The 24,316-nt window shown below is 70.3% G+C and carries 21 protein-coding genes and 4 pseudogenes; 12 read left to right on the forward strand and 13 right to left on the reverse strand.

The window, feature by feature from the left end; all coding sequences use genetic code 11:
* Positions 1-6: 6 nt before the first annotated feature.
* Positions 7-510: a MarR family winged helix-turn-helix transcriptional regulator gene (locus OG500_RS34510; protein ID WP_442907160.1), complete on the reverse strand. Its 504-nt coding sequence runs from the start codon at positions 508-510 to the stop codon at positions 7-9.
* A gap of 125 nt (positions 511-635) precedes the next feature.
* Between OG500_RS34510 and OG500_RS34515 the strand changes: the two genes are divergently transcribed.
* From OG500_RS34515 to OG500_RS34525, 3 genes are all read left to right on the forward strand, one after another.
* Positions 636-1,601, forward strand: coding sequence for an alpha/beta hydrolase (locus tag OG500_RS34515; protein ID WP_329586053.1), 966 nt, complete (start codon positions 636-638; stop codon positions 1,599-1,601).
* Positions 1,602-1,698: 97 nt separating this feature from the next.
* Complete coding sequence (locus OG500_RS34520) at positions 1,699-1,845, forward strand: hypothetical protein (RefSeq protein ID WP_329586056.1); 147 nt, start codon at positions 1,699-1,701, stop codon at positions 1,843-1,845.
* Positions 1,846-2,075: 230 nt separating this feature from the next.
* A complete protein-coding gene (locus tag OG500_RS34525; RefSeq protein WP_329587905.1) occupies positions 2,076-2,261 on the forward strand; it encodes an RICIN domain-containing protein in 186 nt (61 codons plus the stop codon).
* A gap of 81 nt (positions 2,262-2,342) precedes the next feature.
* Here OG500_RS34525 and OG500_RS34530 read toward each other — a convergent pair whose 3' ends face one another.
* Complete coding sequence (locus OG500_RS34530; RefSeq protein WP_329586058.1) at positions 2,343-3,563, reverse strand: FAD-dependent oxidoreductase; 1,221 nt, start codon at positions 3,561-3,563, stop codon at positions 2,343-2,345.
* 197 nt (positions 3,564-3,760) lie between these two features.
* A complete protein-coding gene (locus OG500_RS34535) occupies positions 3,761-4,342 on the reverse strand; it encodes a TetR/AcrR family transcriptional regulator (protein ID WP_327070787.1) in 582 nt (193 codons plus the stop codon).
* Between the two features lie 84 nt (positions 4,343-4,426).
* Here OG500_RS34535 and OG500_RS34540 point away from each other — a divergent pair, with 84 nt between their 5' ends.
* Entirely contained in the window at positions 4,427-5,308 is an 882-nt protein-coding gene (locus OG500_RS34540) for an SDR family oxidoreductase (protein ID WP_329586062.1), read from the forward strand.
* A gap of 112 nt (positions 5,309-5,420) precedes the next feature.
* Positions 5,421-6,386, forward strand: a complete 966-nt coding sequence (locus tag OG500_RS34545) for an alpha/beta fold hydrolase (protein WP_329586064.1) — start codon at positions 5,421-5,423, stop codon at positions 6,384-6,386.
* A gap of 300 nt (positions 6,387-6,686) precedes the next feature.
* On the opposite strand, the gene OG500_RS34550 is transcribed toward OG500_RS34545, so the two are convergent.
* Genes OG500_RS34550 through OG500_RS34565 form a run of 4 tightly spaced genes read right to left on the reverse strand, consistent with a single transcriptional unit; the run spans position 6,687 to position 11,599 of the window.
* Positions 6,687-8,318: a glycoside hydrolase family 13 protein gene (locus OG500_RS34550; RefSeq protein ID WP_329586067.1), complete on the reverse strand. Its 1,632-nt coding sequence runs from the start codon at positions 8,316-8,318 to the stop codon at positions 6,687-6,689.
* Positions 8,319-8,351: 33 nt separating this feature from the next.
* Positions 8,352-9,245 (reverse strand): carbohydrate ABC transporter permease, encoded by an 894-nt coding sequence (locus OG500_RS34555; protein ID WP_329586070.1) that lies wholly within the window; start codon positions 9,243-9,245, stop codon positions 8,352-8,354.
* A 5-nt stretch (positions 9,246-9,250) separates the two neighbouring features.
* Positions 9,251-10,201: a carbohydrate ABC transporter permease gene (locus OG500_RS34560; protein ID WP_329586073.1), complete on the reverse strand. Its 951-nt coding sequence runs from the start codon at positions 10,199-10,201 to the stop codon at positions 9,251-9,253.
* Between the two features lie 15 nt (positions 10,202-10,216).
* On the reverse strand, positions 10,217-11,599 hold the full coding sequence (locus tag OG500_RS34565; RefSeq protein WP_329586076.1) for an extracellular solute-binding protein: 1,383 nt from the start codon (positions 11,597-11,599) through the stop codon (positions 10,217-10,219).
* A 292-nt stretch (positions 11,600-11,891) separates the two neighbouring features.
* Here OG500_RS34565 and OG500_RS34570 point away from each other — a divergent pair, with 292 nt between their 5' ends.
* The gene (locus tag OG500_RS34570) at positions 11,892-12,905 is read left to right on the forward strand and encodes a LacI family DNA-binding transcriptional regulator (RefSeq protein ID WP_329586079.1); all 1,014 of its coding nucleotides are present in this window, start codon (positions 11,892-11,894) and stop codon (positions 12,903-12,905) included.
* A 259-nt stretch (positions 12,906-13,164) separates the two neighbouring features.
* Positions 13,165-16,098 (forward strand): carbohydrate-binding protein, encoded by a 2,934-nt coding sequence (locus tag OG500_RS34575; RefSeq protein ID WP_329586082.1) that lies wholly within the window; start codon positions 13,165-13,167, stop codon positions 16,096-16,098.
* Positions 16,099-16,117: 19 nt separating this feature from the next.
* On the opposite strand, the pseudogene OG500_RS34580 reads toward OG500_RS34575, so the two are convergent.
* A pseudogene (locus OG500_RS34580) lies at positions 16,118-17,115 on the reverse strand (IS5 family transposase).
* Between the two features lie 93 nt (positions 17,116-17,208).
* On the opposite strand from OG500_RS34580, the gene OG500_RS34585 reads away from it, so the two are divergent.
* Positions 17,209-18,102 carry an oxygenase MpaB family protein gene (locus OG500_RS34585; RefSeq protein WP_329586085.1) on the forward strand — a complete coding sequence of 298 codons (894 nt, stop codon included), beginning with the start codon at positions 17,209-17,211 and terminating at the stop codon, positions 18,100-18,102.
* 89 nt (positions 18,103-18,191) lie between these two features.
* Here OG500_RS34585 and OG500_RS34590 read toward each other — a convergent pair whose 3' ends face one another.
* The gene (locus OG500_RS34590; protein WP_329587966.1) at positions 18,192-18,503 is read right to left on the reverse strand and encodes a hypothetical protein; all 312 of its coding nucleotides are present in this window, start codon (positions 18,501-18,503) and stop codon (positions 18,192-18,194) included.
* Between OG500_RS34590 and OG500_RS34595 the strand changes: the two are divergent.
* The 4 genes and pseudogenes from OG500_RS34595 to OG500_RS34610 all read left to right on the forward strand — a co-directional run.
* Positions 18,500-19,276 (forward strand): annotated as a pseudogene (locus OG500_RS34595) (FAD-dependent monooxygenase); the annotation flags it as partial. The gene OG500_RS34590 and the pseudogene OG500_RS34595 overlap by 4 nt on opposite strands.
* Before the next feature lie 261 nt (positions 19,277-19,537).
* Positions 19,538-20,503, forward strand: coding sequence for an NADP-dependent oxidoreductase (locus OG500_RS34600; protein ID WP_329586088.1), 966 nt, complete (start codon positions 19,538-19,540; stop codon positions 20,501-20,503).
* Positions 20,504-20,553: 50 nt separating this feature from the next.
* The gene (locus OG500_RS34605) at positions 20,554-20,874 is read left to right on the forward strand and encodes an NIPSNAP family protein (protein WP_329586091.1); all 321 of its coding nucleotides are present in this window, start codon (positions 20,554-20,556) and stop codon (positions 20,872-20,874) included.
* A 60-nt stretch (positions 20,875-20,934) separates the two neighbouring features.
* Complete coding sequence (locus tag OG500_RS34610; RefSeq protein WP_329586094.1) at positions 20,935-21,378, forward strand: GlcG/HbpS family heme-binding protein; 444 nt, start codon at positions 20,935-20,937, stop codon at positions 21,376-21,378.
* Here OG500_RS34610 and OG500_RS34615 read toward each other — a convergent pair.
* From OG500_RS34615 to OG500_RS34630, 4 genes and pseudogenes are all read right to left on the reverse strand, one after another.
* Positions 21,375-21,623: pseudogene (locus OG500_RS34615) on the reverse strand (integrase core domain-containing protein); the annotation flags it as partial. The gene OG500_RS34610 and the pseudogene OG500_RS34615 overlap by 4 nt on opposite strands.
* 47 nt (positions 21,624-21,670) lie before the next feature.
* Positions 21,671-22,908 (reverse strand): IS3 family transposase gene (locus tag OG500_RS34620; RefSeq protein ID WP_327065281.1). Its coding sequence is split into 2 segments (ribosomal slippage): positions 21,671-22,635 and positions 22,635-22,908, totalling 1,239 coding nucleotides; the frame shifts between segments, so codons are not numbered across the junction.
* Positions 22,909-22,963: 55 nt separating this feature from the next.
* A pseudogene (locus OG500_RS34625) lies at positions 22,964-23,650 on the reverse strand (IS481 family transposase); the annotation flags it as partial.
* 196 nt (positions 23,651-23,846) lie between these two features.
* Complete coding sequence (locus OG500_RS34630; protein ID WP_329586098.1) at positions 23,847-24,284, reverse strand: winged helix-turn-helix transcriptional regulator; 438 nt, start codon at positions 24,282-24,284, stop codon at positions 23,847-23,849.
* Positions 24,285-24,316: the final 32 nt, after the last annotated feature.

Here is a 24,316-nt window from a genome sequence, read left to right on the forward strand (position 1 = left end):
ACCAGCTCACCGGGCGTCGTCGAGCCGCTCGCGCGGGGTGGTGTCGGGATGGCGGCCGGCGACGTTGTCGGTCAGGCGGCGCAGGCTGGCGCGGGTGCGGTCGAACTCCTCGGGGTCCAGGCCCATGGCGTCGCCGATCGCGGCGGGGATGCCGCGGGCGCGCTCGCGCAGGGTGCGGCCTTCGTCGGTGAGGGTGATCCGCACGGTGCGCTCGTCGTCGGGGCGGCGCTCGCGGCGCAGCAGGCCGTTCGACTCCAGGCGCTTGAGCAGCGGTGTCAGGGTGCCGTAGTCGAGATGGAGGGCGGCGCCGAGCTCCTTGACGGAGGCCTCGCCGCGATCCCAGAGCACGAGCAGGACGAGGTACTGGGGATACGTCAGGCCCAGCTCCTCCAGCATCGGCCGGTAGAGGCCGGTGACCGCGCGGGAGGCGGCGTACAGGGCGAAGCACATCTGGTCGTCTAGGAGGAGGGAGAACCCCCGCTCCGCCTGCTCATCGGGGTCGAGGCTGATCACCGGACGAGCCTAACCCGGCACGCGGGCGATGTCCACGTGCCCATTTAACTTGTGCACAAGTAAATCGCCCGCTAGGTTCATCGCCATCGAGCTGGACCTGATCCCCATCCGGAGGAGAAACGATGTCCGAGCACACCCCCGCGCCCGTGCTGGAGCCTGCGGCCGCCGCGTTCGCCGAGGCCACCGCCCAGCCGCCGTACCTCTTCCAACTGCCGCCCGCCGAGGGCCGCAAGGCCGTGGACGACGTCCAGAGCGGCGAGATCACCGAGCCCGTCGTCGACGAGGAGTGGATCACCGTTCCCGGCGGCCCGACCGGCGGCGTCCGGACCCGCATCGTCAGGCCCGTCGGCGCCACCGGCGTCCTACCCGTCATCCTCTACATCCACGGTGCGGGCTGGGTCTTCGGCAACGCCCACACCCACGACCGCCTGGTGCGCGAACTGGCCGTCGGCGCCGGCGCCGCCGTGGTCTTCCCCGACTACGACCTCTCCCCGGAGGCCCGCTACCCCGTCGCCATCGAGCAGGGCTACGCGGTCGCCCAGTGGGTCACCGCGCACGGCAGCACCAACGGCCTGGACGGCGCCCGCCTCGCCGTGGCCGGCGACTCCGTCGGCGGCAACATGAGCGCCGCCCTGACGCTGATGGCCAAGGAGCGCGGCGACGTCGCCTTCGTCCAGCAGGTGCTCTTCTACCCGGTCACCGAAGCCGGCTTCGACACGCCGTCCTACCGCCAGTTCGCCGAGGGCTACTTCCTGCGCCGCGACGCCATGCAGTGGTTCTGGGACCAGTACACCACCGACCCCGCCCAGCGCGCCGAGATCACCGCCTCCCCGCTGCGCGCCACCACCGCCCAGCTCACCGGCCTGCCCCCGGCCCTGGTGATCACCGGCGAGGCCGACGTCCTGCGCGACGAGGGCGAAGCCTACGCCAACCACCTCCGCACCGCCGGTGTCCCGGTCACGGCGGTGCGCTACCAGGGCATCATCCACGACTTCGTGATGCTCAACGCCCTGCGCGGGACCCACGCCGCGGAGTCCGCCATCAACCTCGCCACAGCTGCGCTGCGCCAGGCGCTGCACGCCGGCTGATCAGTTCCCGAGGGCATTCGACCCTGCGCGTGCGGTCGTGACCGCCGCACGGGAAAGGCGGCGGTGTCGGTGATCGTCTGTTCGGTGGGGCGGGCTGGTGATCAACACACCGGCCGGCATCGAGGGGATGTTCCGGGAGACCGGCCGCGACAGGTCCACCCCGCGTCCGCCGGGCTTCCAGGTCACGCCCGACCCCGCCATCGCCGACAAGTACGGCAACGTCATCCTGGGCCCGCCGCGTTGACCGGTCCGCCGACCACGACGTACCCGTCGAGCTTCAGGTCCGGCCGGAAGTGCCGCACGTCGTCCAGGGCTGCGCCGCGATGCTGGACGACGCGGACCGCGCCCTCACCTACAACATCAGCGGCAACAGCATCCGCTCCGGTATCCAGGCAGGGCCGGTCGGGCAGTTCTGCCTGACCGGCCCTGCAGGGCTCCGGCATCGGCGAGCCCAACTTCCCGAACGCGGTCGTCATCAACACCTATGACGGGGGCGCCCGGCAGGTGTGGCGCATCATCAACCAGACGCTCTACAACCCCGCGACCAATGAGTGCCTGGACGACACCGCCTTCGGCGGCCAGGGCACCTTCCTGGAGACCTGGTCCTGCAACGGTGGCTCGAACCAGAACTGGGACGTCATCGGGTACGCGTCCAACTGAACCGACCCCGGTCCCCGAACCGATCCCCACCGCGCACGGCACCGCACCGGCCTCCAGGAAGATCGACAGCGCCGGGCCTGCCTACGACTGCACCGACCAGGAGGGCAGCGGGTCTTGGCCCGCCAGCCGGTGGCCGCGGTCGGCCGAGTCGCGGACGGCGTCGAAGCCGTAGCCGGTCATCTCCTGCTCGTAGGCGCGCAGGGCCTCGGTGAGCGGCCGGCCGCCGGCGGCCTGGGCGAGGTGGTCGGCCAGGGTCCGGGCGTCGCGCAGTGCGGTGTTGGCGCCGACGCCGATGGCGGGGCTCATGGCGTGGATGGCATCGCCGAGCAGGGTGACCGCGGTGGTCTCCCACGGGCTGATCGGCACGCTGGTGCGGACCGTGACCGGGAAGATCGAGGCGGGGTGCTGACGGGCCACGATCCGGACCAGCCGGGGGTGCCACCCTTCGACCAGGGACAGTGTCAGCGCTAGCAGTTGCGCGCCGTTCATGGCGAACAACTCGCTGTCGGTGCAGGGGAACTGCTCGCGACGGGCGCCGAAGACGCACGCGAGGTAGTCGCTGTCGTCGCTGAGCTCGAGCCCGGGGGCCAGGCGGGCCGTCACCTCGTGCACCGCCTCGCGGTACTGCACGGGGGCGAGTCCGACGAAGCGGCGCTGCGAGCCGACGACGGTGGTCCACAGTCCGAGCAGCTCGGGCGGGACCAGGGCCCGGGCCTCGTCCCCGGCGAGGGGGACCTTTCCGTACAGCAGCCGCAGGCCGGCGTCGACGACCTGCGCTTCGGGCAGGTACTGCTTGCGGACCGCCGAGTTGACCCCGTCGGCACCGATCAGCACGTCACCGGTCGCGCTGGTGCCGTCCGCGAAGTGCGCGGTCACCGAGCCCGACGGGTTGGTCTCGTAGTGGGTGAGCCGGGCGCCGTAGTGCACGACCTCGTCCAGGCCGGCCAGCAGGATCTGACGCAGTGTCATGCGGTTGACTGCCAGGTTCCCGCCGCCGGGCAGGTTCGGGACGGGCGGGAGTTCCTGGGCGTGCAGCAGGTTCAGCTGGTGGTCGAAGGTGTCCATGCGCGGCCCGGGGGTCCCGGCGGTGGCGGCGAACACCTCGTACGCCCGCGCGGTCAGCACCGCCTTGAGTGCGGTGATGCCGTCGGAGTTGATGCGGATGCGGTAGCCCTGGTTGCGGAAGCCCGCGGTGGGATCCTTCTCGTGGACGGCGACGCCGATGCCCGCCCGCTGAAGTCCTTGCGCGAGGGCCAGGCCGCCCAGGCCGCCCCCTGCGATGATGACGTGCAGATCCGACACAGTCGTGTCCCTTCTCGGTCGAATCGAAAAGGGACGCACCGGACGTGCCTCAACGGGCACTGTACGAGCGAGTGTTCGCCATCCGGACTACCTACCGGACCGTGACTTCTGTACGTCCGTCAAAGACGCTAGCACAGGTTCCCGGCGAGCCCCAGGGGTGCGCCGACACCCCCGTCGCCCGCGGGAAGTGAGCGGCACTAGCCGAGGTCTGCGACCGCCGCGCGGAGTTCGTCGAACGCCGTTCGCGTGAGGGCTGCCAGTTCGCCGGGGTCCTCGTCGCGGGCCGGGTCCGCCCACCGTGCGTATCCCAGCCTGAACGCGAGCACGCCCAGTTCGGCGGCCACCTGGGCGGTGGGTTCCGCAACGCCGCGCCGCTTCAGCGCGTCGACCATCGCCGCGGCCATGCCGACGCTCTTCAGTGCCTCGCGACTGCGCAGTTCCTCGTTCGCCTCGATCGCCGCGTGCAGCAGTGGGCCGAGCGAGCGGTTGAACGCCGTCATCTCCCCCGACGCGCGCTCCAGGCCGGCCGCGACGGCCGTCATCGGCGTCGCCTCCTCGGGAGCGGCGTCGATGCCCTCTGCCAGCAGTCGGCTCAGGGCCTGCTGCCCCGCGGTGAGGATCTCGCGCTTGTCCGCGAAGTGGCGAAAGAACGTGCTGCGGGTCAGTTCGGCGCGCTCGGCGATCTGCGCGACCGTCGTCTCGTCGTAGCCCTGCTCGGCGAACAGCCCGAGCGCCGCCACGACCAGGCGCTGACGCGCGTCCGGTTTCCATCTCGGCATGTCGCCATCCTAGACGACGGGACACATGTCGCATCATGCGCTACGGTGATGGGACATCAGTCGCATCACTGCTTGGAGCTCGTCATGCGCGTCTTCATCACCGGCGGAACCGGCCTCATCGGCTCGGCCGTCGTCGCCGAACTGCTCTCCGCGGGACACTCGGTCACCGCCCTCGCCCGCTCCGACGCCTCCGCGGCGCAGGCCGAGGCCGCCGGCGCCGCGGTGCTCCGCGGCGCACTCGCCGACCTCGCCGTGCTGCGAGCCCGCGCCGAGCAGGCCGACGGCGTCATCCACCTCGCCTTCAGCAACGACTTCAGCTCGCCCGAGGCCCTGGCCCGGGGCATCGCCGAGGAGGCCGCCGCGCTCGCGACGCTCGGCGACGCCCTCGTCGGCACGGACCGCCCGCTCGTCACCGTGGCCGGCACGCCCCACCAGCCGGGGCGCGCCTCCACCGAGGACGACGCCCTGCCGACCGAGGGGCCGGTCGCCGGCCGCAGCCGGTCGGTGACCCGCGCGCTCGAACTCGCCTCCCGCGGCGTGCGCAGCTCGGCGGTACGGCTTCCGCGCACGGTCCACAACGAGGGCCGGGGCGGGTTCGCCGGGCTGCTCACCGACATCGCCCGCCGTACCGGCGTCGCCGGCTACCCCGGCGACGGCGCGCAGCGCTGGCCGGCCGTCCACGCGCTCGACGCCGCCGTGCTGTTCCGGCTCGCCCTGGAGCAGGCCCCGGCCGGAAGCTCCTGGCACGCCGTCGCCGACGAGGGCGACGCGGTCCGCGACATCGCCGCGGTCATCGGCCGACGGCTCGCCCTGCCCGTCGAGTCGGTACCGCAGGAGAACTTCGGTCCCCTCGGCCCGATCTTCGCCACCGACCAGCCCGCGTCCAGCGCCCGCACCCGCGCCACCCTCGGCTGGCAGCCGACCCACCCGAGCCTGCTCGCCGACCTGGAGAACATCGAACCCTAGACGTGCCCGGACGGCCCTGACGCCTGGCCTGCGCCGACGGCCGGCGCCGGGCCCGGAGCCCGCGCGCCGGGCAGGAACCGTGCCCAGCCCCCTGTGAGAGGAACACGTTCCCATGACTGGCGGAACCTACGGACCGCACAACCCGGAGGCGACCTACGTCGCTCACGACTACCCCGAGCACGCCTTCGACACCGGTGAGGTCAGCCTCAACTACGCCACGACCGGATCGCCCGACAACCCCGCCCTGCTGCTCATCCCCGCGCAGGGCGAGTCCTGGTGGGGCTACGAGGCGGCGATGAAGCTGCTCGAAGACGACTTCGAGGTCTTCGCCGTCGACCTGCGCGGCCAGGGCCGCTCCACCCGCACCCCCGGCCGCTACACCCTCGACAACATGGGCAACGACCTGGTCCGGTTCGTCTCCGGACGCATCGCACGCCCCGTCATCGCCTGCGGCCTGTCCTCCGGCGGCGTCATCGCCGCATGGCTCTCCGCCTACGCGCCGCCCGGCATGCTGCGCGGCGCGTACTACGAGGACGCGCCGCTGTTCTCCTCGGAGATCGCGCCCGCCTGCGGCCAGGGCATGAACCAGGTCATCGGCCCCTGGTTCGAGCTGATGCACAAGTACCTCGGCGATCAGTGGTCGGTCGGCGACTGGCCGGGCCTGAAACGAGCCATGGCCACCGACCTGCCGCCGGCACTCGCGCGAGGCCTGGCGGCGATGGGCGACTTCCTGGGCGGGGACGAACCACCCCAGACGTTCAAGGAGTACGACCCCGAGTGGGCCGGCGCCTTCGCCAGCGGCTCGGCCAGCGCCTCGGTCGACCATGCCCGGATGCTCGCGGCCGTGAAGGTCCCGGTGCTCTTCACCCACCACTTCCACCACGTCGACGAGGAGTCGGGCCGACTCCAGGGCGCCATCTCGGACCTGCAGGTCCGGCACGCACGCGAGCTGATCACCGGTGCCGGCCAGCGGTTCGACTACAGGACGTTCCCGAAGGCCGGCCACGTCATGCACGGCAGCGATCCGCAGCTCTACAGCCGGACCCTGCGCGAGTGGAGCCGCACACTCCACACCTGACACCGGATGGACGACCGGGCGCCGCGACGACACCGGGTGGCCCCTGGCGCACGGCGACCAGCCGGCCGACGGGCCGACCGAGCGCGGCCGAGAGTGACCGGCCACCCTTCGCAACGGAATCGTGCTCGGACGGGACGGCACGGAGATCCCCGTGGCCTGCCTGAAGAGCAGGATCACGGCCGCTCTCTTTCCAGCCGCCGTCCCTGTCCGCAGGGCCACCAGCCGGTGTCCCGGGCGGCGGTAGGTGAGTGCCGCGCAGGCTGCTCGAACTGCGGTGATCCGGCCGGCCTCGACGCGGTGTCAGGTGGTCCGCAGCCAGACGGTGGTGTCGGGTGGCAGTGCCGGGTCCCGTGTGCCGAGCGGGGTGCTGGCCAGCAGGACCTCGCTGTGCTCCGGCAGCGCCATCGGTTCGTCGGCGAGGTTGGCGAGGCAGTGGAAGGACCTGCCGCGTCGGAAGTGCAGCGTTCGGCCGTCGGGCTCGCTGAGCCATCGGAAGAGGTCGGTGTGCAGGTCCGCATCGGCGCGGCGCAGGCGCAGAGCGGTGCGGTAGAGCGAGTGGATGGAATCCGGGTCGCGGCCGAGCGCCTGCGGCGTGTACTCGGACCAACGGGCGGGCTGCGGCAGCCAGGGCGCGGTGGTCGCGTTCGGCGGGCTGAAACCGAAGGGCGGCGCGGTGCCGCTCCATGGCAGTGGCACCCGGCAGCCGTCGCGGCCGATGTCCGCGCCGTGGGTCCGGAAGAAGATGGGGTCCTGGCGGAAGGCGTCGGGGATGTCCTGGACCTCCGGCAGGCCGAGCTCCTCGCCCTGGTAGAGGTAGGTGGAGCCGGGCAGGGCCAGGTTGAGCAGGATCGCGGCCCGGGCCCGGCGGGTGCCGAGCGCCTGGTCGACCGGTGCGCGGTGCTGGGCGGGGTTGCGTCCCATGGCGGTGTCGGCGCGGCCGTAGCGGGTGGCGTGCCGGGTGACGTCGTGGTTGGACAGGACCCAGGTGGCGGCGGCGCCGACCGCGCGGTGGCTGTCCAGGGTCCTGTCGATGACGGCGCGCAGCCGCGCCGCGTCCCAGGGGCAGTTCAGGTAGTCGAAGTTGAACGCGGTGTGCAGCTCGTCGGGCCGCAGGTAGGCGGCCAGCCGGTCGGGTCTGTCGAGCCAGACCTCGCCGATCAGGGCGCGCGGCTCGGCGTAGCCGTCGGCCACTGCCCGCCAGCCGCGGTAGATGGCGTGGACGGCGTCGCGGTCCACGTACGGGTGAGGGGTCGGCGGGTGGCGGCGGTCGAGGTCGGGCAGCTCGGGGTCCTTGGCCGGCATGGTGGCGGAGTCGATCCGCACGCCGTCCACGCCGCGGTCGAACCAGAAGCGGAGCACCGATTCGTGCTCCTCGGCGACCTTGGGGTTGTTCCAGTTCAGGTCGGGCTGCTCGGCGGCGAAGAGGTGCAGGTACCACTCGCCGGGTGTGCCGTCGGGGTCGGGGACCCGGGTCCAGGCGGGGCCGCCGAACTCGGACGTCCAGTTGTTGGGCGGCAGTTCGCCGCCGCTGCCGCGCCCGGGGCGGAACCAGAAGAGGTTGCGGGCCTCCGAGCCGGGTGCGGCGGCGAGCGCCTCCTGGAACCAGACGTGCTGGTCGGAGACGTGGTTGGGGACGATGTCGACGATGATCCGCAGGCCCGTCCGGTGTGCCTCGGCGATCAGCGCCTCGGCCTCGGCGAGGGTGCCGAAGGCGGGGTCGATCCGGCGGTAGTCCGCCACGTCGTATCCGCCGTCCGCCAGCGGGGAGGCGTACCAGGGGGTGAACCAGAGTGCGTCGACGCCGAGTTCGGCCAGGTACGGCAGCTTGGCGCGGATGCCGGCCAGGTCGCCGATCCCGTCCCCGTTCGCGTCGGCGAACGAGCGCGGATAGACCTGGTAGATGACGGCGTCGCGCCACCACGCAGTGGCCATGCGGAGTACTCCTTTGTCAGAGCCGGGCCTGTCTCAGCCCTTGGTGGCGCCGGCGGTCAGTCCGGACATGATGTTGCGTTGGAAGATCAGGAAGAAGACGACCGTCGGGACCGAGGCGATGGCCAGCGCGGCGATCAGCACGTTCTGCGGAAGCCCCGAACTGAGCTGGCGCAGGCCGATGTTGACGGTCTGCGTGGAGGTGTCGGTGAGCACCAGCAGCGGCCACAGGAAGTCCTTCCAGACTCCGACCACGGCGAAGATCGAGACCACGCCGAGGATCGGCCGGGAGATCGGCAGCACCACCGACCAGAGGGTGCGCAGCGGACCCGCGCCGTCGATGGCGGCGGCGGCCAGCAGGTCGGTGGGGATCGAGTCGAAGAAGCGCTTCAGCAGGAAGATGTTGAAGGCGTTGGTGACCGACGGCAACCAGATCGCCCACGGGGTGTTGAGCAGGCTGATGTGCAGGAAGGGGAGGTCGTTCGCGGTCAGGTACTCGGGCAGCGCGATCACGGTGGTGGGGATCATCAGGGTCGCCAGCATCGCGAAGAGCACCACGTTGCCGAAGACCGGCCGCAGCTTGGAGAACGCGTACGCTGCGGCCACGTCGAACACCAGCTGGAACCCGAGTGCGCCGAGTGCGTAGAGGGCCGTGTTGCCGATCAGGCGGCCCAGGTCGGCGTCGTGCCAGGCGGCCACGAAGTTGTGCGGTGCCGGTGCGGCGGGTACCAGCGTCGGCGGGGTGCGGATGATCTCCTGCGGGGATTTCAGGCCGCCGCTGATCATCCAGTAGAGCGGGAAGAGGAAGACCAGCGCGAAGAGCACGGCCAGGATCCAGAAGACGCTCCAGTACGCGGTGCGCCCGAGCGGGCGGGCCAGCTGCGCGGGGGAGAGGAGCGTGCGGGTGGCGGTGTCCGGTGTTCGTGCCATGGCTCTCACTCCTCACCCGTGCGGCGGCTGAGCCAGAGGTAGCCGCCCGCGAATCCGGCCAGGACCAACAGGAGCAGCACGCCCAGCGCGCAGGCGCTGCCGTAGTTGTTGTAGGCGAAGGCGTACTGGTAGATCAGGTAGACCACCGAGGTGGTGTTGTTCGCCGCGCCGGTGATCACGTACGGCTCCATGAAGACCTGCGCGGTGCCGATGATCTGCAGCAGCAGCATCAGGGAGAGCACCAGGCGGGTCTGCGGCACCGTCACGTGCCAGATCCGGCGCAGCAGGCCGGCACCGTCGATCTCGGCCGCCTCGTACAGCTCACCGGGGATGCCCTGCAGCGCGGCGAGGTAGATCAGCACGGTGGCGCCCATGTTGGTCCAGGTGGAGAACATCACCAGGCAGAGCACCGCGAGCGCGTGCGAGGACTGCAGCCACTGCACGGCGGGCAGGTGCAGCGCGTGCAGCAGGGCATTGAACAGGCCGCTGCTGTCCGGGGTGTAGAACCAGCGCCAGAGGAAGGCCGCTGCGACCGGCGGCATCATGACCGGCAGGTAGACAAGCAGCCGGAAGTAGGAGCGGGCGTGCCGCAGTTCGTTGATGGCGATCGCGGTGAGGAACGGCACCGCATAGCCGAGGACGAGGGCGAAGAGGGTGAACAGGCCGGTGGTTCGCCAAGCACTCCAGAAGTCGGGGTCGGCCAGGATGTGCCGGTAGTTGCGCAGCCCCACCCAGGAGGTCCGGCCGGCGAAGTTGGTCTTCTGGAAGCTCATGACCACCTCACGGATCATGGGGTACCAGGAGAAGAGGGCGAAGCAGACGATCGCTCCGGCCAGGAAGAGGTAGGCGGTGGTGTTGCGGCGCAGTTCGCGGCCGAGGGGGCCGCGCGGCCGGGCCGAACGGGCGGCCCGCGCGGCATCGGCGGCCGCGGCACGGGTCAGGTTGAGCGTCGCCATGGCGGGGTCGTGTCCCTACTGCTGGGCGTTGCTCAGGATCGAGTCGGTCTGTGCCTTGAAGGTGTCCAGCAGTTGCTGGAGGTTGGCGTCGGGGTCGGTCAGCGCGGCGTTCATCGCCTTGTCGCCCTGGGCGTAGACGGCCTGCGCCTGCGGCGGCTCGACCAGTAGCTTCATCGACGGCAGCGCGGCGACGTAGGAGGCGAAGTTCTGGGTGGGCAGGTTGGCGTACTTGGCCATGGTCGCCGCGTCGGCGGCGGCCGTGGCGCCGCTCCACAGGTCCGGCTCGGGCAGGCCGACCGGCTCCTTCTCGGACGCCTTGCGCGCGTAGTCGAACTGGCCCGTACCGGAGGTCAGGAACTCGTAGTTGAGGAACTTGATGCCGGCCTGGATCTGGGCGGGGGTGTCCTTCTTGTTGAACATGTAGCCGTCGCCGCCGACCAGGGTCGCGGCCTTGCCGGGCATCGGGCCCACCGCCAGTCCGTCGTAGGCGGTGCCGTACTGGTCGTGCATGGTGGTCAGGGTGACCGGGTCGCCGACGTACATGCCGAGCTTGCCGGCGGCCATCATCTGCAGCAGATCGTTGTACTGCAGGCCCTGCTTGGTGCCCATCGCGTTGTCGGTGAAGCGCAGCTTGTGCAGGAACTGCAGCACGGCCAGACCGTCGGCGTCGTCGAAGGCGGCGGACCTGCCGTCGGGGGTGACCATGGTGCCGCCGCGCGAGTAGAGCTCGGCGGCGAAGTGCCAGCCGCCGGTGTTGGCGGCGCTGTAGTCGGCGTACCCGACGGTGCCGCCGCCCAGCTTGGCGATCGCGACGGCGTCGGTCTCGACCTGGTCCCAGGTGGTGGGTGGTGTGTCGGGGTCGAGCCCGGCCTGTTGGAAGAGCGTCTTGTTGTAGACCAGGCCGAGGCTGTAGTTGCCCTTGGGGATGCCGTAGAGGTCGCCGGAGCCGTCCTTGCGGTAGATGTCCAGCAGCGAGGACTGGATGTCGGACAGCCCGTGGATCTGGGCGGCGTACTGCTGGATGTCGGCGGCCTGGCCCGAACTCACCACGTTGGCACCGTCGGTGAAGTAGGTGTAGAAGACGTTGTCGGTCTTGCCGCTGGCGAGTTTGGCGTTGAAGGTCGTCGGGTCGTCGCACGGGTTGGTGTCGTCGCCGTTCACGGTGATGTCCGGGTTCAGCTTCTCGAAGGCGGCCACGTCGGCCAGCCAGTTGGCCCGCGGCTGGGTCTGCGAGGTGGGCGGTTCGCAGCCGACGCTGATGGTGACCTTGCCGCCGTCGCTGCCGGCGGCGGAGCCGCTGCCCGAACTGCCGCACGCGCCGGCGGTCAGGGTCAAGCCCGCCGCGAAGGCGATGGCGAGGGTGATCCGGGCTCTGCGGCCCGTCGACGTACCGGTCATCTGAGCTCCCCTGGTGCTGAGGTTCGCTGCGTAGGCCGCCAACTGCCCGTTCTTGAGGCCTGTCTGACGGCAGGCCGGAGCACAGGGCAACGCCACAGGGCCGGCGGCCTGGATCCCGGGCTCCCTCGCGGCCGTGGTGCGGGCGGCGAATCGGTCCGGCGTGCTGCCAAGTTACGGCTCTGGACACCTGGCTGCAATGGGGAGACGCATTTGCGCAAGAACCAGACAGGGCAGCGGTCTTGTTGCAGGCATCTACGCAAGGCGGCGCAGATGCGTGACATAGTCTTGTCCTGTGACTCGTAGACTCGCGGAAGTCGCCAGCAGGGTGGGAGTGAGCGAGGCCACGGTGAGCCGTGTGCTGAACGGCCGGCCGGGCGTCTCCGACGCGACCAGGCAGGCTGTGCTGACCGCGCTCGATGTGCTCGGGTACGAGCGGCCCAGCCAACTTCGGGGCGTTCGGGCGCGGTTGGTCGGCCTGGTGCTGCCCGAGCTGCAGAATCCGATCTTCCCGGCGCTGGCCGAGGTGGTCGGCGGCGCGCTGGTCCAGCTCGGCTACACCCCGGTGCTCTGCACCCGCTCCGCGGGCGGGCTGACCGAGGCCGAGTACGTGACCATGCTGCTCGACCAGCAGGTCTCCGGCGTGGTGTTCTGCGGCGGCCTGAGCGCGGAGGAGCACCGGCAACTGCTGGACCGGGGCGTGCCGGTGGTGCTGCTCAACGCGGCCGTCGACCACGTCGGCTTCCCCCAGGTCTCCACCGACGACGGCTCGGCCGTCGAGCAGGCCTTCGCGCACCTGCGTGCGCTCGGTCACCGCCGGATCGCCCTGATGGTCGGAGCGCAGGAGCACATCCCCTCGCAGCGCAAGATCGCCGCCTTCACCGCGCTGGCCGACCGCACGGGCCTGGAGGCGGCCGGGCGGATCGGCCATGCGCTGTTCTCCTTCGAGGGCGGCCAGGCCACCGCCGGCGAGTTGCTCAAGGCCGGTGCGACCGCCCTGATCTGCGGTAGCGACATCCTGGCGCTCGGCGCGATCCGCGCTGCCCGGCGGGCCGGACTCGACGTCCCCGGCGACGTCTCGGTGATCGGCTACGACGACTCCGCCTTCATGAACTACACCGATCCGCCGCTGACCACCCTGCGCCAGCCCATCGACGCGATGGCCAAGGCCGCTGTCGCCCTGCTCGTCAACCAGGTGCAGGGCGGGCCGCCCACGCCGAAGGAGCTCCTGCACGCCCCCGAACTCGTGGTCCGGGGATCCACCGCTCCGGCGCGGGTCCGGGCCGAGCAAGAACCGAATCGCGGATAGCGGCTCTTTTCGCCCCGGATTCCGAGGGTCCGGGTGTCCAGGGCCCGGCCAGGCGCACGCGGACCGCAGCCGCGCAGGTCAGTGGCATGGTGACAGGACGAAAGGCACGATCTCTCCGCGTCGCTGCGATCACTGACGGACCGTCAAATACTGATGCGGTCGACTCTTTTCTTCTTCTCCGCGGAATATTGCGGATATTTGTCGGCGGGTCTACGGTGCCGGTGAGTCCGCTGCGCTTCTCCCACCTCCCAGGAGCGTCATGTCCGTCTCGCCCACCGGCAGGTCACGCCGCACACCGGTTCCCGCCGTCCTGCTCACCCTCCTGGCCCTGCTGCTCGCGCTCGCCACCTGGTCGGTCACCTCGGCCTCGGCCTCCAGCACCGTCTACGAGGCCGAGAACGCCGCGCTGTCCGGTGGCGCTGTGGTCGCGAGCGACCACAGCGGCTACACCGGTACCGGGTTCGTGGCCGGGTACACCGACGGCAACAAGGGCACTGCCGACACGGTCTTCACCGTCAACGCCGCCGGCACCGGGGCCTACACCGCTTCGCTGCGCTACGCCAACGGCACCACCGCCACCATGACGCTCTCGCTCTACGTCAACGGCATCAGGACCACCCAGCTCTCACTGCAGGCCACGGCCGACTGGAACACCTGGGCCACCGTGCCGGCCACGGTTCAGCTGGACGCGGGCAGCAACACCATCGGCTACAAGTTCGACACGACCGACAGTGGCAACGTCAACCTCGACAACGTCACGCTGGCCCCCGTCCCGCCGCCCCCACCGGGCCAGTACGAGGCCGAGAGCGCCGCGCTGTCCGGTGGCGCGGTGGTCGCGAGCGACCACAGCGGCTACACCGGCAGCGGGTTCGTGGCCGGGTACACCGACGGCAACAAGGGCACTGCCGACACCGTCTTCACCATCGATGCCGCGAACGCCGGCCCGACCCCGGTGGCGCTGCGCTACGCCAACGGCACCACCGCGACCATGACGCTCTCCGTCTACGTCAACGGCACGAAGATCCAGCAGGACCAACTCCCGGCCACCGCCGACTGGAACACCTGGACCACCGTCACCGACAACCTCACCCTGATCGCGGGCAGCAACACCATCGGCTACAAGTTCGACGTCACCGACAGTGGCAACGTCAACCTCGACAACATCACCGTCACCTCCTCGGGCAGCTCCACCGGGGGCGGCTCCGGCGGGCAGCAGTACCAGGCCGCCACCGCCTTCTACACCGGCGGACCGTCCGTGGCCACCTCGATTCCCGGCTACACCGGCAGCGGCTACCTGACCGGCTTCACCGCCCAGGGCGCGCTCGTCGACATCACCGTCGACGTCCCGTCAGCCGGCAGCTACCCCGTCACCCTGACCTACGCCAACACCAGCGGCAGCACGCAGACGATCTCGCTCCACCTGAACGGGGTCAGGAGCGGGCAGCTCAGCCTGCCCGCCGGCAACGGCTGGCTGACCGCCACCCAGAACCTCACGCTGCGCTCGGGCGTCAACCTGATCGGCTACCAGAGCGACCCCGGTGACACCGGCGACCTCGCCATCGACACCGTCGCGGTCAACGGCGGGAGCCCGCTCGCCGCGCAGGGCGCAACCGTGCCCTACACCGAGTACCAGGCCGCCACCGCGCAGACCAACGCCACCGTGCTGCCGTACAGCACCAGCTACCCGAGCCTGCAGGCCGAGGCGACCGGCCGACAGGCCGTCCAACTCACCACCACCGGCCAGTACGTACAGGTCACTCTCACCCGGCCGGCCAACTCGATCGTGCTGCGCTACTCGATCCCCGACAACTCCGACGGCTCCACCGTCACCGCCCCACTCGCGCTCTACGCGGACGGCAGCAAGATCCAGGACCTGAGCCTGACCACCCAGTACTCCTGGCTCTACGGCGCCGGCTACTACGACACCCACTCGCCCAGCAGCGGTCCCGCCCACCACTTCTTCGACGAGACCCGCGCGCTGATCGGCAACTGGCCCGCCGGGACCGTGCTGAAGCTGCAGAAGGACGCGGCCGACACCGCCGCCTCCTACACCATCGATGTGCTCGACACCGAGCAGGTCGACCCGGCGTACACCATGCCCAGCGGCTACGTCCCCGTCACCAACTACGGCGTCACCCCGGACAGCGGAGCCGACCAGACCTCGGCGATCAACAGCGCGCTGGCCGCCGTCTCCGGCACCGGCCAGGGCCTCTGGTTCCCGACGGGCACGTACCTGATCTCCGGCCGGCTCAGCCTGGACAACGTCGCGATGCGCGGCGCGGGGCAGTGGTACACCACGATCCGGTCCACCGCACCCAACGGCTCGGGCGGCCTGATGGCCACCGGCGGCACCAACCAGATCGCCGACCTGACCATCGCCGGTGACCAGACCTTCCGCAACAACGACTCCGGCGCCGCCGGTATCGAGGGCAACTTCGGCTCCGGATCCCTGATCTACGACGTGTGGATCGAACACGCCAAGGTCGGCATCTGGACCGACTCCGCCAACGGCCTGTACACGGTCGGGGCCCGGATCCGCGACGTCTTCGCCGACGGCCTGCACTACAACGGCGGCACCTTCAACTCCCGCGCCGACCAGTCGGTGGTGCGCAACACCGGTGACGACGAACTCGCCCTCACCACCCAGAACGGCAACGTCACCGGCTGCGTGCTCGCCAACAACACGGTGAGCAGCCCGATCCAGGCCAACGGCATCGGGATCTACGGCGGCGCGAACAACACGGTCGAGAACAACCTCGTCTCCGACACCGTCGCCTTCGGCTCCGGCATCACCCTGAGCACCGCCTTCGGCGCCGGCTTCTCCGGGCCGACCACCGTCAGCGGCAACGCCCTGGTCCGGGCGGGCTCGTACAACACCAACTGGAACTCCTCGCTCGGCGCCCTGTGGATCTACGCCGACCAGGACGACATCACCCAGCCGATCACCGTGCAGAACAACACCATCAGCAACGCCAGCTACCAGGGCGTGCTGCTCAGCTACGCCAAGCAGATCAGCAACCTGACCCTGGACCACCTGGCCGTCAGCGGCGCCGGAACGTACGGCATCGACATCTCCGATGTGACCGGCAGCCTGACCGCGAACTACGTCACCGTCACCGGCGCCGCCTCCGGCGGCCTCGACAACCCCGGCGGCTACACCATCGACCGCGGCCCGGGCGACAGCGGCTTCTAGGGAGTGTTCTGAGTTCGGATCATGATGCGGGTCTCAGGCTGCGGAGCCAGATGACGGCACCGCACAGGTGCAGGCCGGCTTCGTAGCTGGCCGGGGTCTTGTCGTAGCGGGTCGCTAGGCCCCGCCAGTTCTTGATCTTGTTGATGGCGCGCTCGACGGTGTTGCGGTCGCGGTAGAGGTCCGCGTCGTGGCTGACGGGCCGTCCGCCGCTACTGCCCTTCTTCTTGCGGTTGGCGGCCTGGTCGTCCTTCTCCGGGATCACCGCCTTGATGCGGCGTCTGCGCAGGTAGGTGCGGGTACCGCGGGCGGAGTACGCCTTGTCGGCGGAGACCGCGTCGGGGCGGGTGCGGGGCCGGCCGACCGGGCCGCGGACCTTGATCTTGTCCATGACGGCGGCGAACTGCGGATTGTCCGCGCTCTGGCCCGGCGTGACCACGAAGGACAGCGGACGGCAGCGCCGCTCGGCCGCCAGATGGGTCTTCGTGGTCAGCCCGCCCCGCGAACGCCCCAGCGCGGCTGCCTTGAGCCGCGCCCGGCGGCGCCGACGCATGCGGCGCTTTCCTTCCCGCGCGGCCTCGTCCGCAGCACTGCCCTGGTCGGCTACCGGCCCGGTTTGTCCCTTCGCAGGATCCCCTTTTCCTCAGCGACTGCCTTCTCCAACTCCTCCAGCAACTCGGCGTCCACGACCATCCCGGCCGCGTGGTGGTGCGCTCGGGCGACGGTGGAGTCCACGCTGACCAGCGACAAGTCGACCTGGCCGCGCGCGGCGGCCTCAGCGATCATCCCGTCCATCAGGGCCTGGAAGACGCCCTTGAGCGCCCAGGAGTGGAACTGGCCGTAGATCGTGGACCAGTTGCCGTACCGCTCGGGGACGTCCCGCCAGGGACTGCCCACCCGGAACCGCCACATGATCGCATCGAACTGCCGCCGCAGGTCCGGGATCGGCCCTGTCGCCGCCATCGGCAGAAACGGCTCGACCAGCTCCCACTCACCGTCCGTCAGATCTCCGCGTGTCATGGCCTTCTTCTACCAGCAGCAGCACCGCCGAAGCACCCGGATCCACGAACTCATGATCCGAATTCAGAACAGTCCCTAGTTCGGCAGCCGCACATGAGCGTTGACTCCGGCCTCTTCGGCCCCACATCCGTGACCTGGCATCTGCACGCCGACCCGGCGATGTGGATCGGGGGCATCAGCGCCCTGCACCTCCAGGCGCTGCACCCCCTGGCAGCCATGGGCATCGTGCAGAACTCATCCTTCGAGGAGGACCCCTTCGGCCGACTCGTGAGTACCGGCTCCTTCATCGTGCAGACCACCTGGGGCACGCGAGCAGAGGCGGAGCAGGCCGGAGCCCGGGTCCGTGCCGTCCACGCGCGGATGCGGATCCACGAACCGGGCACCGGCAAGATCCACCGCCTGGACTCCCCGGGCCTCCTGCTCTGGGTGCACTGCGCCCTCACCAGGTCCAACCTGCACGCCGTGCGGCGCGGGGGCCTGAAGCTCACCCCCTGGCAGGCGGACGACTACGTCCACGAGCAACGGAGGATCGCTGCCCTCGTCGGACTGGACCCGACCGACACCCCCGGAACCGCCGCCGACCTGGATGACTACCTGACCGGGATGTACGGGGCACTGGCAGCTTCGGAGGAAGCAATGGTGATCCACCGCTTTCTGTCCCGGCCGCCGCTCCACGGACCGCACAGAGCACTGCGCCCAGCATGGACCGCCGCCTCCCGGTTGGGATACTCGATCATCCCTCCCGAGGCCCAGGCCCTCTACCAGCGACCCGGAATCCCTGCGCCGATGGCGACCGCGGCCTTGCGCGCGGCCCGCTCCGCAGCGCTTCTGATCCCGCAGCAGAGGCGTCTCAACTTTCCCGCCCCCCACCTGAGCCGTGCCATCGCACGGCTCGGCCGGGCCGGCGTCCCCTCCGGCAGGCAGCTGCGCAGCCTCAGCCGGTCCGCTGCTCCTGCCTCGCCGGCCCTCGGTGCTGATCAGAAATGACTATCCCGCAGGTGTCGGTGATCGAGGAGGCGATCGCGTCGGGCCGGCCGGTGACCAACGGCGGTTGGGCGTCGGCGAAGCCGGGATCCTCACGGTTCGGGAGGTGCGGCGCTGTCCGTCGCGGGCAGCGGCGCACGGCGCAGCCGCGCCGGATCGGCCCGGGTCAGGGCCGCCGGCATCTCGAGCTGTCGGCCGCTCTCGTACGCCTGGGCGAAGTGCTCGGCGCCGAGCGCGGCCCGGCCGTGGCTGCTCAGCGTGCGGACCTGCGGATCGGTACGGTCGTGGGCGCCCCGCAGACGGGCTGCCGCGCCGAGCAGGACGGCCACGTCACGGTAGCGCCCGTGCAGTGCGGCGAGGCCGGCCACGGTCACGGTCACCGTCGCCAGGAGCGGCATGTCCACCGACTCGCGACCATCTCCAGGCGGTGCTGCGCCGGGTGTCCGGCACCGACGTGACGCTGGGCGACGTCCGTCTCGCTTCGAGCTTCACCGATCGGGCGATGCAGACGACGACCTACCGGCGGGGACGGGTCCTGCTCGCGGGCGACGCCGCGCACATCCACTCCCCGCTCGGTGGACAGGGGCTCAACACCGGCATCGGCGACGCCATGAACCTGGGCTGGAAGCTCGCGGCGACCGTGCACGGCCACGCGCCGGACGGGCTGCTCGACAGCTACACCGGCGAGCGTCACCCGATCGGCGCCCGGGTGCTGGACTGGTCGCGCGCCCAGGTGGCGGTCATGAGGCCGGACCCGCATGCCCAGGCCGTCCAAGGACTGATCCGCGACCTGCTCGGGACCCGTGACGGAACGACCTACGTGTTCGGGAAGCTCTCGGGATCGTCGATCCGCTACGACCTCGGCACCGGGCACCCGCTGGTCGGCCGCAACGCCCCCGACCTTCGTCTCGAGGACGGCACTCGCCTCGGTCACCTGCTGCGGGACGGACGAGGCCTCGCGCTCGACTTCAGCGCCGACCGACGCCTGCACGGTTCGGCGACGGGCTGGGAGAGCCGGATCCGGTACGCGGCCGGGCCGGCGGGAAACGACCTCGGGCTGGATGCCGTGCTGGTCCGACCCGACGGTGTGGTCGCCTGGGCAGCAGGTGATCGTGACTCTGGTCGGGAAGCGTTCGAGCGGGCCGCCGGCCGGTGGTTCGGCACTCCGACGAGGTGAGTCCGAAGAACTCGTCACACGGTCACTGGTCTTGGGCGTCGATCCTCGCCGGCAGATGAGGCCGCGATCGAGACCGTGGCCCGCCACGGTCGAGCGGTTACCCGCAAGGGCAGCTACTTCCCATAAGGAAGTAGCTGCCCTTGCGGGTAACCGCGTCCTCGGGTCTACGGTCGCAACCGCGACGGGACGAGCCCCGCGGATCAGGTCCCCCGGCCTCGCGTCGCCCATTCCATCCGATCAGTTCACACAGGGAGATGACGCATGTCCACATCCTCGATGCGCGCGGTGGTGCAGCACGGCTTCGGTGGTCCCGAGGTGCTCCGGGTGGCGGAGGTGGCCCGTCCGGTGCCGTTGCCGACCGAGGTCCTGGTGCGGGTGCACGCCGCCGGGATCAATCCGGTCGATTGGAAGACCCGCGATGGCTCGGGCATGGCCGGTGTGCTCGGCGAGCCGCCGTTCACCCTGGGCTGGGACGTCTCCGGCGTCGTGGCGGAGGTCGGCTTCGGCGTGACCACCCTCAAGGTCGGTGACGAGGTCTACGGCATGCCGTGGTTCCCCCGCGCGGCCGGCGGCTATGCCGAGTACGTGACCGCGCCGGCCCGGCAGTTCGCCCGCAAGCCCGCGACCGTCAGCCACGAGCAGGCCGCCGCCGTACCGCTGGCCGCCCTCACCGCCTGGCAGGCCCTGGTCGACGCCGCCGACGTCCGCCCCGGCCAGCGCGTGCTGATCCACGCCGCCGCCGGTGGTGTCGGACACCTGGCCGTCCAGTTCGCCAAGCACCTGGGCGCCTACGTCATCGGCACCGCCAGCAGCGCCCGCCACGAGTGGCTCACCGCACTGGGCGCCGACGAGGTCGTCGACTACACCGCCGTCCGCTTCGAGGACGCCGTCCAGGACGTCGACGTGGTCATCGACCTCGTCGGCGACGCGCACGACAACACCAGCACCCGCTCGCTCGACCTGCTGCGCCCCGGCGGCCTGCTCGTCGCCATCCCCGGCGCCGGCCCCGAGCTGGCCGAGGCGGCCCTGGCCAAGGGGGTGCGCTCGACCACGTTCCTGGTCGAGCCGGAGGGCCCGGCACTGACCCGGATCGCGGAACTCATCGACGCGGGCCGGGTGCGTGTGGAGGTCGAGGAGGTCTTCCCGCTGGAGCAGGCCGCCGCGGCCCACACCCGGGGCGAGACCGGCCGCACCCGCGGAAAGCTCGTCCTGCGCGTCATCGCCTGACCGCCGATCACCTGACCTACCGAACTGCCGCTCAAGAAAGGGTTCCTGCCGTGTTCTACGAGATGCGCCGCTACCAGGCCCGGCCCGGACGTCGCGAGGAGTGGGTCCGCTACATGGAGGACGTCGTCATCCCGTTCCAGGCCGCGGGCGGAATGGACATCACCGCCTCCTTCATCGACGAGGAGGACCCGGACGGCTACATCTGGATCCGCCGCTTCGAGGACGAGGCCCAGCGCGAGGAGCTGTACGCGGCCGTCTACGAGAGTGACCGCTGGCGCGACGAGATCCGCCCGGCCGTCATGGAGTTGCTGATCCCCGAAGCGACGGTGGTCACCCGCGCTGTCCCGACCCCTGTCTCGGCCCTGCGCTGACGATGCTTCCCCCCTGGCCGACCATCACGCCCGCCCCAGTCCGGTAAAGAGAAGGCAGTCATGACCAACGCAACCCTCACCAGGTCCACCTCCGCCGCCTCCATCACCCTCGCGGCCGCCAACGCCCTCATCGAGGCCGTGCACACCGCCGCCCAGGAGATCGGATTCGAGGCCTCCGTCGCCGTCACCGACGCCGGCGGCCACCTCCGGGCCTTCCAGCGACCCGATGCCACGCCGTTCCTCGCCAGCGAGGTCGCGGTCGACAAGGCCTGGACGTCGGCGTCCTTCGGCTACGCCACCCACACGTGGAACGCCTACGTGGGCGACCCCAAGATCGCGCCGCTCGCCGGCCATCCCCGCCTGATGGCCGTCGGCGGCGGCTACCCGATCCTCGAGGACGGCAAGCTCATCGGCGGCCTCGGCATCTCCGGCGGCAGCGCCGAGCAGGACCAGCAGGCCGCCGAAGCCGCCCTCGAGGCACTCGGCTTCCAACTCCCCGCCTAGGTGTTCTGACCCGTGAGGTTGGGGACGCGGCTGGCGGGTGGCTTGCCTGCGAGTGCGGTGTGTCCGCGGTGGTGATTGTAGGTGTGGAGCCAGGCGGGGTAGGCGTCGCGTCGTTCCTGCTCGGTGCGGTAGGGCCTTGCGTAGGCCCACTCGTCGAGCAGGGTGCGGTTGAAGCGTTCGACCTTGCCGTTGGTCTGCGGGCGGTAGGGCCGGGTGCGCTTGTGGGTGATCCCGGCCGCCGCGAGGACGTCGCGCCAGGGGTGGGTGAATCGCTGCGGGTTCTTCAGAGGCTCTAGATTGTGGCTGTGACCTGCAGGTTTGGCTGTTGGCTGTAGTACTTGGCTTCGTATTCGGCGGGTGGGGTGTGGCCGAGTTCACTATGGAGCCGGGTGGAGTTGAACCAGTCGACATACTCTGCGGTGGCGATCTCAACGTCGGCAAGGGTGCGCCAGGGTCCCTGACGCTTGATGAGCTCGGTTTTGTACAGCCCGATGGTCGATTCCATCAGGGCGTTGTCCAGGGCGTCTCCGACCGATCCGATGGACGCGGCGATCTTCTCCTTGGCCAGGTGGGTTGCCAGGCGGAACGACGTGTACTGCGAGCCGGCATCGGAGTGGTGTATCAACTCCCTTGGCATTACCGGGAATCCGGAGCGGTCCCGCTGCCACAGGCCCATCTCGAGGGCTGAGAGGATCAGTGGGGTCTGCTTGTTAGTGGCCGCCGACCAGCCGACGATCCGCCGTGAGAAGGTGTCGACGACGAAGGCGACGTAGACGGTGCCGGCCCACGCCGCCACGTGCGTGAAGTCCGCCACCCAGACGCGGTTCGGTGCGCTCGCGACGAAGTTGCGCTGGAGCAGGTCGGGCGCCCGGTCGACGCTCTTGTCCGAGACGGTGGTGACGATCTTCTTGCCGCGCACCGCTCCTGACAGCCCTTCTGCCTTCATCAGGCGGGAGACCGTGCACTGGGCGACCGTGTGGCCGCGCCGGTTGAGTTCGGCCCAGACCTTGCGGTAGCCGTAGACGCCGTAGTTGCTCTCGTGGATCTCCTTGATGATCGGGACGATTTCGGCGTCGCGGCGGGCGCGGGCGGAGGTGGTGCCGCTCTTGTGGGCGTAGTAGGTGCTGGGGTGGATGCCGCAGTCGTTCGCGGTGAGCGTCCTGCAGATCGGCTCGACTCCGCCGAAGCGGTCCCGGTGCTCGTCGATGAACGCTACGAGCGTGTGTGTGGCCGGTCGAGCTCGGCCGCGAAGAAAGACGCCGCGGCCTTGAGGATCTCGTTGGCGCGCTTCAGCTCGGCGTTCTCCCGCTTGAGCGCCTTCATCGCCGCGGATTCCTCCGTCGTCGTGCCCGGCCGGGCGCCGGCGTCGGTCTGGGCCTGGCGGACCCACTTGCGCAGGCTTTCCGGGCCCACGTCGAGCTTGGCGCCGATCGACCGGATGCACTGGTACTCGGTCTCGTACTGATCGCGGGTCTCCAGCACCAGGCGTACCGCCCGCTCCCGGACCTCACTGGGGTATGGCTTCCTCATAACGGAATCGATCCTTCCAAGAGAAGGAGTCTCGGTCAAACCCGCAGCGATTCAGGGACTTGTAGCAGGAGCCGTTGTCGGTCAGCACGCGCTTCACGGTGATCCCGGCCCGGGCGAAGAACTCGTTCGCCCGGGTCCAGAACGCTGCGGCGGTGTCCTTGCGTTCGTCGGGCAGGATCTCGCTGTAGGCCAGGCGGGAGTGGTCGTCGACGGCGTTGTGGAGGTAGCTGTATCCGGCTGCGGAGCGGTTCTTGCGGCCGGCCTGGCGGCCCAGGGTTTTGTGGCCGCCGCCGTCGGGGATGTTGCCGAGCTTCTTGATGTCGACGTGGACCAACTCGCCCGGCGCGCTGTGTTCGTAGCGTCGGATCGGCCGACTTGTGGCGCGGTCGAGGTGGGCCAGGCGGGCGAGGCGGTAGCGGGTCAGGACCCGGTGCACGGTGGCCGGGTTGAGTCGCAGGAGGTAGGCGATGCGGGCCGGGCCCCAGCGCCGCAGGACGCGGACCTTGATGATCCGCCGCTCGGTGCGGGTCGGGGTCCGGCGGGGGCTGTGGTGGGGCCGGCTGGAGAGGTCGACCATCCCGGCCTCGCCGAGCGCACGGTAGCGGTCGGCCCAGCGCTTGGCCGTGGTCGGCGAGACCTGGAAGCGCTCGACGGCCCGACGCAGGGGCCAGCCGTCCTCGACCACGCAGCGGGCCAGGCGCAGGCGTCCGGTCTCGGTCAGGGGTGCGTTACGGTGTGGCATGAGGGCCTTTCTGAAGTCGGTGCAGATGTCGCAATCCACACCGAGCCAGAAGGCCCTCACTCATTTCAAGATCACCCAGCCGTGAGCTCTGTCACCAACCTCCGTGGTCAGTACACCTAGGCCGTGTCTCACAATTCGCGTCGCGCGCCTGGCGGGAATTGTTGAGACACGGCCTAGGGGTCGGCCCGGCGGCGGTCTACCTCGACAACGTCCTCGGCGCCGGTCCGACCGGTGGCTCACTCGCCATCGACGGTTCCGTCCCCTGGCTGCTCGGCACGCTCGTGACGTCGTCGATGTTCTCCTCGACCCAGGTCCGCAGCAGCCGCAGCGGCACGGCCGCGCTGAGGCCGAGGCCGGTCAGGGCGTACTCCACGTGCAGCGGCACCGCGGGGTAGACCGTGCGGTCGACGAGCCCCACGTCCTCCAAGCGCCGGAGGGTCTGGGTGAGGACCTTGGGGCTGACGCCCTGCAGGAGTCGCTGCAGGGCACCGAAGCGCAGCGGGCCCTCTTCCAGGGCCCCGATGGCCAGGGCCGACCACTTGTTCGCCAGCAGGTCCAGCATCGCGCGGCAAGGACACTGGGCCGCGTAGACGTCGTGGTGCGCGTGCTGCCCGGTCAGGCAGTTGGTGGCCATGGAAAAGCTCCTCACCAGGGTACTTCCCAACG

The organism is Kitasatospora sp. NBC_01250, from assembly GCF_036226465.1.
Lineage (GTDB): Bacteria > Actinomycetota > Actinomycetes > Streptomycetales > Streptomycetaceae > Kitasatospora.

What these genes read in the sequence shown, in the direction of transcription:
- OG500_RS34515 (WP_329586053.1), top strand. Translation starts at nt 636, where the DNA reads ATGTCCGAGCACACCCCCGCGCCCGTGCTGGAGCCTGCGGCCGCCGCG.
- OG500_RS34535 (WP_327070787.1), bottom strand. Translation starts at nt 4,342, where the DNA reads ATGCCGAGATGGAAACCGGACGCGCGTCAGCGCCTGGTCGTGGCGGCG.
- OG500_RS34540 (WP_329586062.1), top strand. Translation starts at nt 4,427, where the DNA reads ATGCGCGTCTTCATCACCGGCGGAACCGGCCTCATCGGCTCGGCCGTC.
- OG500_RS34545 (WP_329586064.1), top strand. Translation starts at nt 5,421, where the DNA reads ATGACTGGCGGAACCTACGGACCGCACAACCCGGAGGCGACCTACGTC.
- OG500_RS34550 (WP_329586067.1), bottom strand. Translation starts at nt 8,318, where the DNA reads ATGGCCACTGCGTGGTGGCGCGACGCCGTCATCTACCAGGTCTATCCG.
- OG500_RS34555 (WP_329586070.1), bottom strand. Translation starts at nt 9,245, where the DNA reads ATGGCACGAACACCGGACACCGCCACCCGCACGCTCCTCTCCCCCGCG.
- OG500_RS34560 (WP_329586073.1), bottom strand. Translation starts at nt 10,201, where the DNA reads ATGGCGACGCTCAACCTGACCCGTGCCGCGGCCGCCGATGCCGCGCGG.
- OG500_RS34565 (WP_329586076.1), bottom strand. Translation starts at nt 11,599, where the DNA reads ATGACCGGTACGTCGACGGGCCGCAGAGCCCGGATCACCCTCGCCATC.
- OG500_RS34575 (WP_329586082.1), top strand. Translation starts at nt 13,165, where the DNA reads ATGTCCGTCTCGCCCACCGGCAGGTCACGCCGCACACCGGTTCCCGCC.
- OG500_RS34585 (WP_329586085.1), top strand. Translation starts at nt 17,209, where the DNA reads ATGAGCGTTGACTCCGGCCTCTTCGGCCCCACATCCGTGACCTGGCAT.
- OG500_RS34600 (WP_329586088.1), top strand. Translation starts at nt 19,538, where the DNA reads ATGTCCACATCCTCGATGCGCGCGGTGGTGCAGCACGGCTTCGGTGGT.
- OG500_RS34610 (WP_329586094.1), top strand. Translation starts at nt 20,935, where the DNA reads ATGACCAACGCAACCCTCACCAGGTCCACCTCCGCCGCCTCCATCACC.
- OG500_RS34630 (WP_329586098.1), bottom strand. Translation starts at nt 24,284, where the DNA reads ATGGCCACCAACTGCCTGACCGGGCAGCACGCGCACCACGACGTCTAC.